A 14,540-nucleotide genomic window follows, 5' to 3' on the forward strand; every position below is an offset into this window, starting at 1 on the left:
AGGGACCGCGGCCACTCCTACGAGATGACCGCGGGTTCGCGCCGACCGGGTCTACACCAGCCCGAGCCGCTCCGCCGCCGTGACCGCGTCCACGGGTACGGTGACGGGCTGCGGGGCGCCGGCGACGGCCCAGTCCGGATCCTTGAGGCCGTTCCCGGTCACCGTGCAGACGATCCGCTGGCCGGGGTCGACCTTGCCCTGCTCGGCCGCCTTCAGCAGCCCGGCGACGGACGCGGCGGACGCCGGCTCGACGAAGACACCCTCCTGCGCCGCCAACAGCCGGTAGGCGCGCAGGATCTCACGGTCCGTCACTTCGTCGATGAACCCGCCGGACTCGTCCCGCGCGGCCAGCGCGAACTGCCACGAGGCCGGGTTGCCGATGCGGATCGCGGTGGCGATGGTCGAGGGGTCCTTGACCACCTCGCCGCGCACGATGGGCGCGGAACCGGAGGCCTGGAAGCCCCACATGCGCGGGGTCCGGGTGGCGATGCCGTCGGCGGCGTACTCGGTGTAACCCTTCCAGTACGCCGTGATATTGCCCGCGTTGCCCACCGGCAGGACGTGGATGTCGGGCGCGTCGCCGAGCATGTCCACGATCTCGAAGGCCGCGGTCTTCTGACCCTCGATGCGCACCGGATTGACCGAATTGACCAGCGCCACCGGGTAGTTGTCCGACAGCGAGCGGGCGAGCGTGAGGCAGTCGTCGAAATTGCCGTCGACCTGGAGGATCTTCGCGCCGTGGATGAGGGCCTGCCCCATCTTGCCGAGCGCGATCTTGCCCTGCGGCACGAGGACGGCGCAGACCATCCCGGCCCGCACCGCGTAGGCCGCGGCGGAGGCCGACGTGTTCCCGGTGGAGGCGCAGATGACCGCCTTGGCGCCCTCCTCCTTCGCCCGCGTGATGGCCATGGTCATACCGCGGTCCTTGAAGGACCCGGTCGGATTCGCACCCTCCACCTTGAGGTGGACGTCGCAGCCCGTGCGCTCGGAGAGCACCTGCGCGGGCACGAGCGGCGTACCGCCCTCACGGAGCGTCACGACCGGCGTGTTCTCGGAGACCGGAAGCCGGTCCCGGTACTCCTCGATGATTCCGCGCCACTGGTGGGTCATTGCTGGTTACTCTCCTTCAACCCGCATGATGCTGGCGACACCCCGCACGGTGTCGAGGCTGCGCAGCGCCTCGACGGTCCCGTTCAGGGACGCGTCGGACGCACGGTGGGTGACTACGACGAGAGAGGCCTCGCCGCCTCCGTCCTGCCGGCCCTGCTGGCGAACGGTATCGATCGAGACGCCGTGCTCGGCGAAGACAGTGGCCACCTGGGCGAGAACACCCGGTTTGTCGGCCACGTCGAGGCTGATGTGGTACCGCGTGACGACCTCGCCCATGGAGCTCACGGGCAGCTGGGTGTACGCGGAGTCGCCGGGGCCGGTCGCGCCGCCGAGCTTGTTGCGGCAGACGGCGACGAGGTCGCCGAGGACGGCGGAGGCGGTCGGGGCACCGCCGGCGCCCGGTCCGTAGAACATGAGCTGACCAGCGGCGTCCGACTCGACGAACACGGCGTTGTACGCGCCGCGCACGGAGGCCAGCGGGTGGCTCAGCGGAATCATCGCCGGGTGCACGCGCGCCGTCACCGAGCCGCCGTCCGCGGCCCGCTCGCAGATGGCGAGCAGTTTGATGGTGCAGCCCATCGCCTTGGCCGAGGCGAAGTCGGCGGAGGTGACCTCGTTCATGCCCTCGCGGTAGACGTCGTCGAGGCGTACCCGGGTGTGGAAGGCGATCCCGGCGAGGATGGCGGCCTTGGCCGCGGCGTCGAAGCCCTCGACGTCGGCGGTCGGGTCGGCTTCCGCGTAGCCGAGCGCGGTGGCCTCGTCGAGGGCCTCCTGGTAGCCCGCGCCCGTGGAGTCCATCTTGTCGAGGATGAAGTTCGTGGTCCCGTTGACGATCCCCATCACGCGGTTGATCTTGTCGCCGGCGAGGGACTCGCGCAGCGGGCGGATCAGCGGGATGGCACCGGCGACGGCGGCCTCGTAGTAGAGGTCCCTGCCGTGCTCCTCGGCGGCGGCGTGCAGCGCGGCACCGTCCTGCGCGAGCAGCGCCTTGTTGGCGGACACGACGGAGGCGCCGTGCGCGAAGGCGGTGGTGATGAGGGAGCGGGCGGGCTCGATCCCCCCGATGACCTCGACGACGACGTCGATGTCCCCGCGCTTGACCAGGGCGGTCGCGTCGGTCGTCACCAGGGCGGGGTCGATGCCCTCACGGACCTTGGAGGGGCGCCGCACCGCGACGCCGGTCAGCTCGACCGGGGCCCCGATGCGCGCGGCGAGGTCGTCGGCGTGCGTCGTCATGATGCGAGCCACCTCTGAGCCGACAACCCCACAGCCCAGCAGCGCCACCTTCAGCGGACGCGTACGCATCATCCGACCTCGTTTCCTCATACCGTCTACGGTGGGACCAGTCTCACTCACCGGACGGGGCTTTCTGTCCCTCGTCCGGATCGTGAGATGTCTATTTCATTCTTGCGGGACCGGCGGACCGGAGATCTTCCTCCGCCCGTACGCCGTCCGTCATACGCCCTCCGGCGGCCGTCATCCCACGTCGAGCCGGAGCAGGTCCTCCTCCGTCTCGCGCCGCACGATGACCCGCGCCTCGCCGTCGTTGACCGCGACGACCGGCGGACGCAGCGCGTGGTTGTAGTTGCTGGCCATCGACCGGCAGTAGGCGCCGGTGGCCGGCACGGCGATCAGGTCGCCGGGGGCCAGGTCCGAGGGCAGGAACGCGTCCTTCACGACGATGTCACCGCTCTCGCAGTGCTTGCCGACGACGCGCGCGAGCATGGGCTCGGCGTCGGAGGTGCGCGAGACGAGGGCGACGCTGTACTCGGCGTCGTACAGCGCGGTGCGGATGTTGTCGGACATGCCGCCGTCCACGGAGACGTACGTCCGCAGCCCTTCGAGCGGCTTGATCGTGCCGACCTCGTAGAGCGTGAACGCGGTCGGACCGACGATGGCGCGTCCGGGCTCCACCGAGATCCGGGGCGTCCGCAGCTTCGCGGCCTCGCACTCCCGGGTGACGATCTCGCTGAGGGCCTTGGCGATCTCGTGCGGCTCACGGGGGTCGTCGTCGCTGGTGTACGCGATGCCGAGGCCGCCGCCGAGGTCGATCTCGGGCAGTTCGACCCCGTGCTCGTCACGGACGGCCGCGAGCAGCGCGACGACGCGCCGGGCGGCGACCTCGAACCCGGCCATGTCGAAGATCTGCGAGCCGATGTGCGAGTGGATCCCGACCAGTTCGAGACCGTCGAGGGTCAGCGCGCGGCGTACGGCCTCCGCGGCCTGCCCGTCGGCGAGGGCGATCCCGAACTTCTGGTCCTCGTGGGCGGTGGCGATGAACTCGTGGGTGTGGGCCTCCACGCCGACCGTCACCCGGATCTGCACGCGCTGCCGCGTGCCGAGGGACTGGGCGATGTGGGCGACACGCACGATCTCCTGGAAGGAGTCGAGCACGATCCGCCCGACGCCGGCCCGGACGGCCGCGGTGATCTCCTCGGCGGACTTGTTGTTGCCGTGGAAGGCGATGCGGTCCGCGGGCATACCGGCGGAGAGGGCGGTGACCAGTTCGCCACCCGAACAGACGTCGAGGTTCAGCCCCTCCTCGTACAGCCACCGCACGACGGCGCGGGAGAGGAAGGCCTTGCCCGCGTAGAACACGTCGGCGTCGTGCCCGAAGGCGGTGCGCCAGGCGCGGGCGCGGGCCCGGAAGTCCGACTCGTCGAGGAAGTAGGCGGGGGTGCCGAACTCCTCGGCGAGGGTGGTGACTTCGACACCTCCGACGCTCACGATCCCGTCGTCGGTACGGGTGACGGTGTGGGCCCAGACCTTGGGGTCGAGGGCGTTGAGGTCGGCGGGCGGGGCGCTGTAGTGCCCCTCGGGCAGGACATCGGCGTGACGGGGCCCGGCGGGGTGTGCGGAACGGCTCATTCTTCTCTCACAGATAGTCAGGGGCGCTGATGCCGAGCAGGGACAGGCCGCCGGCCAGCACCGTCCCGGTGGCTTCGGCGAGCGCGAGCCGGGCGCGGTGGGCGGCCGAGGGTTTCTCGTCGCCGAGCGGCAGCACCAGGTGCTGGACGGCGAGGAGGGCGTCGGCGGTGGTGACGAGGTGCCGGGCGAGGCGGTCGGGGGCGCGGTGGGTCGCGGCGACGCGCAGGGCACGGGGGTACTCGGCGAGGGCGCCGAGCAGGTCGTCGGCCGCCGGGACGTCACCGGGGGTGCCGGTGAAGCCGAGGGCGGCGGCGTTGCGGGTGAGAGCCCGGGTGCGGGCGTACGCGTACCGGACGCGGAAGAGCGGGTTGCTCTCGTGCTGGAGGAGATGCCCGGCCCCGATCCGGGGCCGGTCGTGCCCGGCCGGATGCAGCAGCGCCCAGCGGGCGGCGTCGGGACCGAGGGGGGTGGGGTCCTCGGCGGCGGGGACGGGGCGGAGCGGGACGGGGGTAACGGGCTCCGCCGGGGTGAGGGGGTCGGGGGTAACGGGCTCCGCCGGGGTGAGGGGGACGGTTCCGTCCGTGTGCCGTGGGCCGGTGTGCCGTACGGCGGCGGGTGGAGGGGCGATGCACGGGGTGGCGGGGTGGGGGGTGGCGGGGTGGGGGGCGGCGGTGTGCCGCGCGCCGGCGTGCGAGGCGCTGATGTGCGGCGCGTCGATGGACGGCGCGTCGATGTCCTTCCGGACGGTGTGCCGCGGCTCGGCGTACTGCACCTGGGCCAGGCCACCCTGGGTGGCGATGATCCGTACGAGCGCGTCGGCGACGACTTCGGCACGGATGTCGTACGGGATCCTGAGAGGGACGACCTGTCCGGCGAGCGCGTCGCCATGACCGTAGGAACCGCGCCCGATCTCCCGTACGAGGGACGCGACGGCCGAGTCCGCGCCGCCGAGGCGAATGTTGAGGAACCCGGGCCCGGTGATCGCGACGTCATCGACACCGTCGGCGCCGACGAGGTGGGGCCGCAGGATCTCGGCGACCTGCGCCGCGGAGCGCCCGGCGGGCCGGGCCAGCTGCAACGCGATGTTCGTGGCGTAGTCCCCGCACCCACCGGGCCCCGGCGGCGCCACCTGCGCCCGCACCGGCACGGCCACGCTCAGCTCCCCCGCGTCCACGGCACGACGCACCGCGCCCAGCACGGTACGGGAGAGCTCGACGGGGGTCACGTGACCAGCGTAGGGGAGGAGGGGGGTGGGTATGCGAGTCGGTTTGGCCAGAGGTCCGGGATGTGGACGGGGTGCGGGGTGGTGCGGGAGGCGGGGTCAGGGGGTGGGGCGGACGGGCGGGCCTGTCGTCCGTCCGCCCGTGTGGGTGACGGGACGGGGATGTGGGGGTGGCGCGGTACGGGCGCGGTACGGGCGCGGTACGGGTACACCCGGGAGGGCTGCCTGGGCCGGAGGGGGTGAGGTCAGGTGACGTGCGGTGATGTATCGAAGGGGGAGGTGAGGGCGGAGGTCAGATGACCCGAACGGCTGATCCGGCGCCGCCCGACTGGTCTCCAGCCACGCAATGCCCCGCGATCAATGTGCGACGGCCAGTGGGTGCCGATTCAATGGCGTGCAGGCCGCACCGGCTGTACGGCCGGCACACCTGCGATTCCCGCAATTCCCGCAAATCCCGCAAATCCTGCGTTGCCGGCAATGCCTGCCGCACCAGCAAACCTCTGCTGATCAATGACCGAACCGGCCGGCGCGCTCGGCGTCGTCGGCCCCGAGCCCCTCCGGACCGAACCTCTCCGTACGGAAACGCTCCGTACCGAACGCGTCCGACGCGAAGCGCTCGCCTGCGTCCGCGCCCTCGAAGGCACCGTGGAAAGCGCCTCGGAAGGGTGACTCGCAGTCGTCGTCACCACCGCCTTCGCCGCCCCGACTCCCCCGCCGCTCCATCAACTGCCGCACGAGTCGCACGAGTTCAGCAGGCTCGAAGGGCTTGGCGAGAAAGGCGTCAACACCCACGTCGAGACCGCTCTCGACCTCGTACTGGGTACAGGCGCTGACGATGGCGAGGGGAAGGTTCCGCGTCCGCGGATCGGCACGGAGGCGAGCGGCGGTCCGCAACCCGTCGAGCCGGGGCATGACCACATCGAGGGTCACGACATCGGGCCGCACGTGATGGACCACGTCCAGACATTCGACACCATCGGCCGCGGTCACGACCTCGATGCCCTCCAGCTCGAGATTGACCCTGATCAGCTGCCGGATGACCTTGTTGTCGTCCACAACAAGCACCCGACCGGACGCGCCTGACACAACTCGAGAGTAGGTCCGCGCCCACCACCGCGTCCGGGTTTTCCCCACTTCCACCCCGGACGGGGACCCTGAACCCGCCCCGCCCCCGCATCCACGACTCACGCCGGGGAGCCGGGCCGGTTCGACCCACGCCCGCGAGCCTCCCCACCCCCTCAACACACCGCCCCTCCCCCACATAAACCCATGCCAGTCCCCCCTGAAAGAGCTGGTAGGGTTCTACCCGTCGCCACACACCAAGGCCGACACGCCCCCGTAGCTCAGGGGATAGAGCAACGGCCTCCGGAGCCGTGTGCGCAGGTTCGAATCCTGCCGGGGGCACTCGCCTAGGAACAGCAGCAATCAAGCGCTGACCAGGGCGGATGCCGACAGAAGAGGGCGGGAGTCAGTCTCACTGACTCCCGCCCTTTCTCATTGCCTCTCACTGACCACGCACCATCTGCGATACACCAGGTGTGGACGTCATGCGGCCGCAGAAGGATGCGGCCACGCCCAAGCCGAAGAGTTTCACTGACGCAGATACCTATGCCTGGAGACTTGTTCAGTGGTCAGGATGGTGCCGCTGACACTCAGGGGCTGGCTTACGCCGCGGCGATGGCGGTATCGCTATATACCTCCGGGAGTGGTATGCGATTGGTGGGTGATTTATCTTCACCTGAACCTATTGGGCTGCGGCATTCCAACCGTCCTGGCCGTTGGAGTCCGTTTTCCTTGCCCTACCCTTCGACGGTTGCCACGAACTGCCGCACTCGATAAAGTGCGGCAACTCCCGTGATCAACACTGGAAGGGCAACCAGGACGGGCAAACCTCCAGTGGGGACGGTGTTGCGAAGAGTGGCGGAAACTCCACCGTCCGCGCATCAGGGCCGATGCGGTAAGCCTGATCATGCTCCGATGAAACCGGCGCTGTTGATACGTGAAGGCATGGCGGACACTAATCGCGCAGCACTCTTCAAGAGGAACGTCCCGACATGGCTCCGGCGAGGCCTTTCGTCCTTAGCAAAATTAGGAGAACACGTGAAAAGTCGATCAAAGTTCATGACTGTCGTAACGGCCGCCGCCGCCGCATGGACGGTCGCAGTTTCTCCCGCATCTGCGGCAAGTGCTGAAGTCGATGTCACCGAATCCAGCACCGGTGGTACCGCTCTCACATTCAGTGCATGCCGAGTATCGTCGTACGGGCAGGGCTGCTTCGCCCCAAATGGGGAGTGGTTCTCAGTGGAGGACGGCAAGGCAGACGGTCACTCTGCTGTCGTGGTCTGGGAGCTGTACAAAAAAGACTCTGCCGGTAATTTTACCGTCCTAACTCGGTTGGGCACCATCTGGAACACCAGGGGCAATGGCACCATCGGCTACCAAAACAAGTCGTTCCCTGAGGGTCTTAAGGTCAAGTTTCAGCTGTGTGTCGGAGAGTACGCGGACCTCGCGGTTGATGGCGGCACCTGCACTAGCACGGTGACCGCAACGACCTAAAGATATTCGGTGGGTGCTTCCCCGCCTCATCGGGCAAGCACCCACTTTGACGTCATTTCATTTGGCGATGCGGCGGTGGCATATGAGGGTCGCGGCGATGGCCGTATGGGCGAGGAAGTGTTCGGACTTGCGCTCGTAGCGGCCGTGAAGGCGTCGACAGCCAGGACCCGGTCCGTTCCACGACGCAGCGGCGCCGGCCCGCACGTCGGGATGACTCGATGCCTTTGCAGGCGAGGCGACATCTGATCCCGCGAGCGACGAGCCATCGTCGCAAGCGCCTGGAGCCGTAACCCTTGTCTCCGTGCAGTTTGCCGGGCCTGCGAAGACCGCCCGGCCCGGCCGGACGATGGGAGCGGATCCGCTGGCCTCCTCCGGCATCGCCGGGGCCAGCGACCTAGGCCGTATCCCCGTCTTCTTCCAGCGCCTTTGTGATCTTCGCGTTGGCCGCTTCCTCGTGGCCATCGATGCAGCCGTGATAGCGCCGGTGGATCACCTCGGGTGAGTTGCCAACCCGCCGGGCAACCTCAGCGATCGGAACCCCCGCGTTCAGCCACCGCGTGATGCACGCATGCCGCAGATCGTACGGGCGCCCTGCCAACGGCGAGTCGACGCGCTCAGGTGGGAGCGCATACTCCCGTGCCTCCTCCCACACCCGCCAATAGGTAGAAGATCCGACGACTCCCCCACGCTCGTTCCCGAACACGCGCCCTTCCTGGGCCGTGCCAAACGTGTCCAGGTGCGCCCGCAGGATCGCGACCACGACGGGCGGGATGGGCACCGGGCGGTCCGTGTCCGCCTCGCGCGCCTTCAGCCCCCGGCGGTCGTGCCGCTCCCCCGAATCGGTCCACTGCTTCCCGGAGACCGGACGCGTTTCCCGAAGCGTCAACGTGCCCCAACCCTCGTCCGGCAGATTGCAGTCGGACAGCCTCAGCCCGACCGCCTCAGCGGGCCGCAGCCCCGCGTAGTACAGGACCGCGTAGAAGGCCACCAGACGCCGCCCTCGACAGCGATCCCACGAACCTACGTAGGAGACCGCAGTGAGCAACTGGCGCCCCTGTGCGGCGTTCACGAGAACGCGTCGGTCCACCACCGCGCCGGAACCCACGCGCTTCTTGTGGGCCCCTTGGAGAGGGTTCTCAGGGAGTTCTTTCGCGGCCACCGCGTGTTCAAGGGCCGTGTTCAGGACCCGGCGTCGCCGCTTGTGCGTCTCCCCCGCCGCCGGCGTGCCGTCCAGTCGATAGCTGAGGCGGTACAGCACATCCTCGATCACCTCAAAGTCGACCAGGTCGATAACCGGCCGATCCTCCCTCGTGAGCCACTCGTACGCGGCCTTGAGTTCGGCCGGCGGCTCATTTCCGGCGTTCGCGGGGACAATCGCCCACCGGAACGCCAGGCGCAGGAGCTTGTCCTCAGGGGTGTTCTCGCCTCGCTCCACCATGGCCAGCGCGACGGCCGCCAGACCGTCCGCCATGCCCTCACGGGTCTTGGCGGCGCTCATGCGCCACCGCCCGGCGACGTACTTCCGGCAGAACTCAAACCACCGCAACGACGGCTTGACCTCAGCCGCCGTCGCTTCAGCCGCGCGGACTTCGGACTCAGGCTGTCCGCTCGCGATCTCGAACGCTTCTCCCCGGCGCATGGCCTGCCGCAACTCCGAGCGCCGGCTTTCGGCGAGTGCGGACGTGGCGAACGTCGCGCTGCTCACCTTCCCGCCTACAACCCAACGGAGTTGGTACGGGCGTGCCTTGCGGTCGACCTTTGTGACCTTCCACAGCCGGACATCCAGGGAGTACCCAGGCCTCGCCTCTCCGTGCGGACGGAGAGGCGAGGCATCATCGGTCGTGCTCACGCGGCGTCCTCCCGCTCCGCAAGCCAACGCTCGTATTCGGATCGGCGGATGCGAACGTCACCGTTGGGCAGCTTGATCGAGCGAGGGGCCTTCCCGAGTTGGCGCCACCGGTAGAACGTCGACGGAGCGACCTTCAGATCGGTGATGACCTCCGCGACGGTCAACTTCTCGTCCAGCGCGCGGGCGCTCATACAGCCGTCCCTTCGGCTTCGGTCGACCCGGACAGCCCGGACAGCTCCAATTCCGACTGTCCGGGGTGTTCATGCTGGTCAGATGGGGTAACCGGACAGCCGGACAGTCCGGACACCTGGTGGGTACTCTCTGTCCGGGTCTCGGTGGTCGGGTAGTACCGGCCGCCACCGTCCTTAGTGAGCTGTCCCGCCTCGGCCATGCGGGAGCACGTCCGGCGGATCGTGTCCATGTCGACCTGCTGCAGCACTCCCGCCATCTCCTTGGGCTTCGCGCCGGGATGGGCTCGGAGGTACCTCAGGATCGCGGCTCGGGTGTCGCCGACGGTGTGGTCGGTGGCCGGTCCGTCCAGCAAGTGCCAGGCGCCGGAAGCGGGTTGGAAGCTGAGGGCGTACTCGGCTTCGTCCACGTCGCGGCCGGTGACGTGCAGGATGCCGTCTGCCTGCCCGCGGGCCCGTTTCAGTACGAGGGTGGCGTCTGCCGCGCCGGCGATGCCGTTGGTCCCGGACACCTCGGTCAGGAAGTCGTCCGAGCCTGCCTTGCGGACGTGGTGGACCAGGACGACGGCGATGCCGTAGTAATCCGCGAGCCGCTTCGCGTAGCCGACTGAGACATAGTCCGCGTCGTACGCCGATACGCCCTGCGGGGCCTGTCCGCGCATCTTGGCGAACACGTCGATGACGACCATGCGAGCCTCGGGGTTGCGCTCCAGCCACTGTGCAATGGCCTCGGTTCCGCCCTGGGGGAAGGGCGGGCATTCGGTGACCAGGGTCAGACCTGCGGGCGCCGACTGTCCGCCCAAGAGCTTGCCCATCCGGGTCTGAAGGCGGCGCGGGGTGTCCTCCAGGGCGAGGTAGAGGACGGGTCCGCCCTGGACGGGCACGGAGTCGAACGCCTGGCCTCCGGCGGCGACCGCGAGCGCCAGTCCGAGGGAGAGCCAGGATTTGCCGACCTTGGGCGGTCCGGCGAGCAGGCTGACGCCCTCGGCGAGGATGCCGGGCACGGCCCATTTCGGCTCGGGGAAGTTGGCAGCCATGAGCTGATCGGCCGTCCATGCGGTCCGCGGTCGTTCCCGCTTTGGCGGTGGAACCGGGGCCGCCTCGGTGTCGCTGGGCACGGAGTACAGGTGCAGGGGCGGGATGGGGTTGACGCTCATGCCGCCACCGTCCGGGGGCGCCGTGCTCCGGCCCGGAGCCCGGAAGCGATGGTGCGCCGTGCCTCGCGCTCGCCCTGTCCGACTTGAACCGCGGCCGTGAGGAGCCAACCGGTGACCTCGGCTTCGCTCAACTCGGCTCCGGCGACGAGCTGTCCAAGGGCGACTGCGGCGACGTAGAGCGCGTTGTTGTGCTCGTGCGGGCCGGAGCCGGTGACCCGCTCCACTTCGCCGTTGACGGCGGACCGGAGGAAGGCGGTACGTCGGCCGCGCCCGGTGAGGGCAACCCTGATGGGTGTCTGAGGGGGCAGCGGCGCCGGGCGCAGGAGTTCGGCAAGCCAACCTGGCAGGGGTGCCACGGGGGCGTGGTGGGTGATCTCGTACGGGTGTCCGTCGAAGGTGCTGCCCGCGCCGACCACGAGTCCGCCCCATGCGCGGGTGTCGACTTTCCATCCGAGCCCTCGGGTGCTGTCCCCGGCAGTGTTACGCAGGTGCTCGCCCTCGGGGGCGGTGAAGTAGAGGTGGGTGCCGCCGCTCCAGGTGCGGACGGTGTACGTGTCGGCGGGGAAGGGCTGGCCGTGGCGTTCGCAGAGCACGGCGAGGACGTCGGCGCCGTCGGCGACTCCGTGTTCGGCCCAAGCATCCGGCGGAGTGTCGCCGGGGTGCTTGGGCTTGTCCAGGTCGATGACGATCAGGCCGGAGGGGCCAGTGGCGATGCCGACGTTGTAGGCGGCGACGGACCACGCTCGGGCGATGCGGTCCGGGTGGGTGGTGGCTCGGGTCTCCCAGTCGGAGATGGCCGGGCGCTTGTCGCCGGGGATAAGGGGGAAGACGCGCCAGTCACGGGACGCTGCGTCAAGCACGGCGGTGAGCTGGGCAGAGTCGTCCGGGTACGGCATCCTGGGGTTCTCCTGTTTCTGTCTTCGGATGGGCAGGGAGAACCGCGGCGGCGGGCGACCTTGCTGGGGAGTCCCGCCGCCGCGGCGTAGCTAGGCGATGTCCAGGGTGAGCTGGGCCGGTGCGGTGTCCGCGGCGTCGGGCGCGGTGGCGGCGAGCAGGGCGCGGTAGGCGAGTGCGGCTTGGTGGATGACGACGCCGTTGCCGAGGATCTTGAGCTGGTCGGAGCGGGACAGGCCCAGGTCGGGGCCGGTGACCCAGCCGGGATCGGCGCCCATCATCCATTCCACGAACGCCGGGGACAGCCGGCGGTTTCCCTTGGTCCCGGGTTCGGTCGGCTCGGGCGCGGGCCGGCCCAGAACCTGTTCCCAGCGGCGGATGGCGGGCCCGTAGTCGGTACCGTTGGTGGCCACCCACCGCCGGTCGAGGCGGACGGCCTGGCCGGGCAGGTAGTAGTTGCCCGCCGTGTCGCGCTGGTTGGGTCCGCCGTGCGGGCCGTCGGACGCCTTGGGGGTGGGCAGCAGGTTCACCACCACCTCGTTCAGGGGGCGGGAGTTGACGCCGATCAGGTTGGAGGCGCCGGACTTCCAGTCCCGGGCGGCGGGGGTGGGCAGCAGGGTGACGGCGGTGCGCAGGTTCATCCCGCCCCGACGCTTGGGAGAGACGCCCGGTCCGCCGGTGCCGTCGGCGGCGGCCGGGGTGGGCAGCAGCCTCAGGTGCCGGTCGGGGGAAGCAAGAACACCACTTCGTCCTCCAGCGTCGGCCCGTGCCCGCCCGCCCGGCGCTTGTCCGGGTGCTGCGGTCCGCCGTTGCGTCCGAGCTGTGAGGTGGGGGTCTTCAGCAGCGGGATAGGCGATGGCGAACCAGCGGTCGCGCCGGTGGCAGGCGCCGACTTCGGGATCTCCAGCTCGAAGGCACATCCACCGCGCGTCGTACCCGATCGCGGCCAGGTCGGAGGCGACGACGTCGAGTCCCCGGCTGCGCAGGGCTGCGACGTTCTCCAGGAAGACGAGGCGGGGTCGAAGATGGCGAACGGCACAGACAATGGTTTTCCACAGTCCGGAGCGGTCACCGGCGATCCCTCCCCGAGGTCCGGCGTTGGAGATGTCCTGGCAGGGAAACCCGGCCGTCAGCGCCACCGGGCGGGACACCGTTGCGGCCAGGGCGGCGAAGTCGACGGCCGTGATGTCCCCAAGGTTGTCCACAAGGGGCAGGCGGGCGGCCAGCAGCCGGGCGGCGGCCGGGTCCTTCTCGCCGACCAGAACGGTGGACAGGCCGGTGACGGCTTCCACGGCCTGGTCCAGCGCGCCGGAGCCGGTGCACAGACTGATGTTGCCGCCCTCCAACGGCGCGACGGGACAGGTCATGCGCGGTTCTCCTTGCTGCTGTCGGCGAACGGGAGTTGGGGCAGGCCCACCGCTTCGAGGGCCCCGGGGTCGAAGCCGGGCAGGGCCGCGCGGGTGATGAGTGCCTGCGCGAGCTGTTCGGCGTAGGCGGCGCCGGTGCGGGCGACCTCGATCTGTGTCGTGCCGCGGATGGTTTCCACGCGCTCGATGTGGGCGCGTTCCTCGCGCCGGTCGCTCACGTGCCTCTCGTACGCGACGCGTTCGCGGCGGTCAGTGCGCCAGTACCGGGCGGCGAGCCCGTAGGCGATGGCGGTCGTCAGCACCCACAGCAGCAGGGGCAGAGACAGCCCGTCGGCGTATCCGGCGACGCCGGCGAGGGCGAGCCCGCCGGAGGCGGCGAACGCGGACCCGGCGATGACGGGGTCTCCGGCGCGGCCGATGCTCGCGCAGACGCCGGCCGCACCGGCGGCGAGGGAGAGCGCGGTCATGAGCACGGCGTTGCCGAGGGAGTGTTGGGCGCCGTTGGCGTTCCAGATCCGGGCCAGGATCAGCACGGTGGACGTCGCCACGGCGGGCGCGGCTTTGGGGGCGATGATGGCGAGCCAGTGGCGGGCCACGATCTGTTCGTTCACGACTGGCTTCCTCACAGGTTGGGGAGCGCGTTGATGACGGCGTTCATGAGGGCGTTGACGGTGTGGGAGGCGCCGGTGGAGGCGAGGTAGAAGCCGAACATCACGGCCACGAACGCCCCGCCCGCCTTGAGTGATCCGGAGCGGATGAGGACGATGAGCAGCAGGCCGAAGAGCAGGGCGAGCGAGATGGTCACGGCCATGGCGAAACTCGCTTTCGGTCGGGAAGAGCGGCTGGTTACGCTGCGCGGGCGCCGGGTGCCGGCAAGTTCGGGGCTTCGACCGGCGACCGTGCCCGCCTGGCTCCAGCTAGGAGCGGGGTCCGTCTGATGACGGGTGGTCGCCGGTCGTGTGCTCAGTGGGTGCCTTGGCGGTAGATCCGTGAGGCGCGGTTGTAGAGCCAGCGGCCGGCGCGGACGCGTTTGCCGCGGCCCTTGCAGCGGCGGCAGTGCTTGCCGCGCTTGGGGCGTCCCTTGCGGTCGGCGGTGGTGGCGAAGCCGAAGCCGTTGCACTTGCGGCAGGTCCCGAACGGGCTCCCCGCACACAAGGCTGCGTAACAGAGTGTGATGGCTAGTAGGCAGGCGACAGCAAGGGCTATGGGGGTCATCGGGGTCCCTCCGGGCCGGTTTCCGGGGTTTTCGCAGGTGGGCTGCTATCCGCTAGATCACAGGTGGGGTGCTGTTTGGGGTGCTAGCGGGGGTGCTACCGGTAGCAGGTGAGC

The 14,540-nt window shown here is 69.7% G+C and carries 14 protein-coding genes, 1 tRNA gene and 1 pseudogene; 2 read left to right on the top strand and 14 right to left on the bottom strand.

Annotated features, from left to right (window positions below; translation table 11 throughout):
* Nucleotides 1-51 precede the first annotated feature (51 nt).
* The 5 genes from thrC to GFH48_RS39115 all read right to left on the bottom strand — a co-directional run bounded on the left by thrC (nucleotide 52) and on the right by GFH48_RS39115 (nucleotide 6,256).
* Complete coding sequence (thrC, locus tag GFH48_RS13950; RefSeq protein WP_153288589.1) at nucleotides 52-1,110, bottom strand: threonine synthase; 1,059 nt, start codon at nucleotides 1,108-1,110, stop codon at nucleotides 52-54.
* 6 nt (nucleotides 1,111-1,116) lie between these two features.
* The gene (locus GFH48_RS13955) at nucleotides 1,117-2,415 is read right to left on the bottom strand and encodes a homoserine dehydrogenase (RefSeq protein WP_153292895.1); all 1,299 of its coding nucleotides are present in this window, start codon (nucleotides 2,413-2,415) and stop codon (nucleotides 1,117-1,119) included.
* Between the two features lie 171 nt (nucleotides 2,416-2,586).
* The gene (lysA, locus tag GFH48_RS13960) at nucleotides 2,587-3,978 is read right to left on the bottom strand and encodes a diaminopimelate decarboxylase (RefSeq protein ID WP_153288590.1); all 1,392 of its coding nucleotides are present in this window, start codon (nucleotides 3,976-3,978) and stop codon (nucleotides 2,587-2,589) included.
* Nucleotides 3,979-3,985: 7 nt separating this feature from the next.
* Nucleotides 3,986-5,203 (bottom strand): ArgS-related anticodon-binding protein NrtL, encoded by a 1,218-nt coding sequence (nrtL, locus tag GFH48_RS13965; protein ID WP_153288591.1) that lies wholly within the window; start codon nucleotides 5,201-5,203, stop codon nucleotides 3,986-3,988.
* A gap of 504 nt (nucleotides 5,204-5,707) precedes the next feature.
* Nucleotides 5,708-6,256 (bottom strand): response regulator, encoded by a 549-nt coding sequence (locus tag GFH48_RS39115; RefSeq protein ID WP_407698628.1) that lies wholly within the window; start codon nucleotides 6,254-6,256, stop codon nucleotides 5,708-5,710.
* A gap of 276 nt (nucleotides 6,257-6,532) precedes the next feature.
* Between GFH48_RS39115 and GFH48_RS13975 the strand changes: the two genes are divergently transcribed.
* Both GFH48_RS13975 and GFH48_RS13980 read left to right on the top strand, forming a co-directional pair.
* Nucleotides 6,533-6,604 (top strand) — tRNA-Arg (locus tag GFH48_RS13975).
* Between the two features lie 573 nt (nucleotides 6,605-7,177).
* On the top strand, nucleotides 7,178-7,756 hold the full coding sequence (locus GFH48_RS13980) for a hypothetical protein (protein WP_153288592.1): 579 nt from the start codon (nucleotides 7,178-7,180) through the stop codon (nucleotides 7,754-7,756).
* A 57-nt stretch (nucleotides 7,757-7,813) separates the two neighbouring features.
* On the opposite strand, the pseudogene GFH48_RS13985 reads toward GFH48_RS13980, so the two are convergent.
* From GFH48_RS13985 to GFH48_RS14025, 9 genes and pseudogenes are all read right to left on the bottom strand, one after another.
* Nucleotides 7,814-8,114: pseudogene (locus GFH48_RS13985) on the bottom strand (IS5/IS1182 family transposase); the annotation flags it as partial.
* A gap of 36 nt (nucleotides 8,115-8,150) precedes the next feature.
* Nucleotides 8,151-9,605 carry a tyrosine-type recombinase/integrase gene (locus GFH48_RS13990; RefSeq protein WP_194280582.1) on the bottom strand — a complete coding sequence of 485 codons (1,455 nt, stop codon included), beginning with the start codon at nucleotides 9,603-9,605 and terminating at the stop codon, nucleotides 8,151-8,153.
* Nucleotides 9,602-9,796 (bottom strand): helix-turn-helix transcriptional regulator, encoded by a 195-nt coding sequence (locus GFH48_RS13995; RefSeq protein WP_043674231.1) that lies wholly within the window; start codon nucleotides 9,794-9,796, stop codon nucleotides 9,602-9,604. The genes GFH48_RS13990 and GFH48_RS13995 overlap by 4 nt, the downstream gene beginning before the upstream one ends.
* Nucleotides 9,793-10,950, bottom strand: coding sequence for an AAA family ATPase (locus tag GFH48_RS14000; RefSeq protein ID WP_153288593.1), 1,158 nt, complete (start codon nucleotides 10,948-10,950; stop codon nucleotides 9,793-9,795). Before GFH48_RS14000 ends, GFH48_RS13995 begins: the two co-directional genes overlap by 4 nt.
* Complete coding sequence (locus GFH48_RS14005) at nucleotides 10,947-11,846, bottom strand: bifunctional DNA primase/polymerase (protein WP_153288594.1); 900 nt, start codon at nucleotides 11,844-11,846, stop codon at nucleotides 10,947-10,949. The genes GFH48_RS14000 and GFH48_RS14005 overlap by 4 nt, the downstream gene beginning before the upstream one ends.
* 90 nt (nucleotides 11,847-11,936) lie before the next feature.
* Nucleotides 11,937-13,211 carry a DNA cytosine methyltransferase gene (locus GFH48_RS14010; protein WP_153288595.1) on the bottom strand — a complete coding sequence of 425 codons (1,275 nt, stop codon included), beginning with the start codon at nucleotides 13,209-13,211 and terminating at the stop codon, nucleotides 11,937-11,939.
* Entirely contained in the window at nucleotides 13,208-13,822 is a 615-nt protein-coding gene (locus GFH48_RS14015; protein ID WP_153288596.1) for a hypothetical protein, read from the bottom strand. Before GFH48_RS14015 ends, GFH48_RS14010 begins: the two co-directional genes overlap by 4 nt.
* Nucleotides 13,823-13,833: 11 nt before the next feature.
* Complete coding sequence (locus GFH48_RS14020; protein ID WP_153288597.1) at nucleotides 13,834-14,022, bottom strand: hypothetical protein; 189 nt, start codon at nucleotides 14,020-14,022, stop codon at nucleotides 13,834-13,836.
* Between the two features lie 152 nt (nucleotides 14,023-14,174).
* Nucleotides 14,175-14,426 (bottom strand): hypothetical protein, encoded by a 252-nt coding sequence (locus GFH48_RS14025; RefSeq protein ID WP_153288598.1) that lies wholly within the window; start codon nucleotides 14,424-14,426, stop codon nucleotides 14,175-14,177.
* Nucleotides 14,427-14,540: the final 114 nt, after the last annotated feature.

Origin of the sequence: Streptomyces fagopyri (genome assembly GCF_009498275.1) — a bacterium.
In the GTDB taxonomy this organism is placed as follows: Bacteria; Actinomycetota; Actinomycetes; order Streptomycetales; family Streptomycetaceae; genus Streptomyces; species Streptomyces fagopyri.

Excerpts from the sequence above, each read along its gene's own strand:
- thrC (WP_153288589.1), bottom strand. The coding sequence starts at position 1,110 with ATGACCCACCAGTGGCGCGGAATCATCGAGGAGTACCGGGACCGGCTT.
- GFH48_RS13955 (WP_153292895.1), bottom strand. The coding sequence starts at position 2,415 with ATGCGTACGCGTCCGCTGAAGGTGGCGCTGCTGGGCTGTGGGGTTGTC.
- lysA (WP_153288590.1), bottom strand. The coding sequence starts at position 3,978 with ATGAGCCGTTCCGCACACCCCGCCGGGCCCCGTCACGCCGATGTCCTG.
- GFH48_RS13980 (WP_153288592.1), top strand. The coding sequence starts at position 7,178 with ATGAAACCGGCGCTGTTGATACGTGAAGGCATGGCGGACACTAATCGC.
- GFH48_RS13995 (WP_043674231.1), bottom strand. The coding sequence starts at position 9,796 with ATGAGCGCCCGCGCGCTGGACGAGAAGTTGACCGTCGCGGAGGTCATC.
- GFH48_RS14000 (WP_153288593.1), bottom strand. The coding sequence starts at position 10,950 with ATGAGCGTCAACCCCATCCCGCCCCTGCACCTGTACTCCGTGCCCAGC.
- GFH48_RS14005 (WP_153288594.1), bottom strand. The coding sequence starts at position 11,846 with ATGCCGTACCCGGACGACTCTGCCCAGCTCACCGCCGTGCTTGACGCA.
- GFH48_RS14010 (WP_153288595.1), bottom strand. The coding sequence starts at position 13,211 with ATGACCTGTCCCGTCGCGCCGTTGGAGGGCGGCAACATCAGTCTGTGC.
- GFH48_RS14020 (WP_153288597.1), bottom strand. The coding sequence starts at position 14,022 with ATGGCCGTGACCATCTCGCTCGCCCTGCTCTTCGGCCTGCTGCTCATC.
- GFH48_RS14025 (WP_153288598.1), bottom strand. The coding sequence starts at position 14,426 with ATGACCCCCATAGCCCTTGCTGTCGCCTGCCTACTAGCCATCACACTC.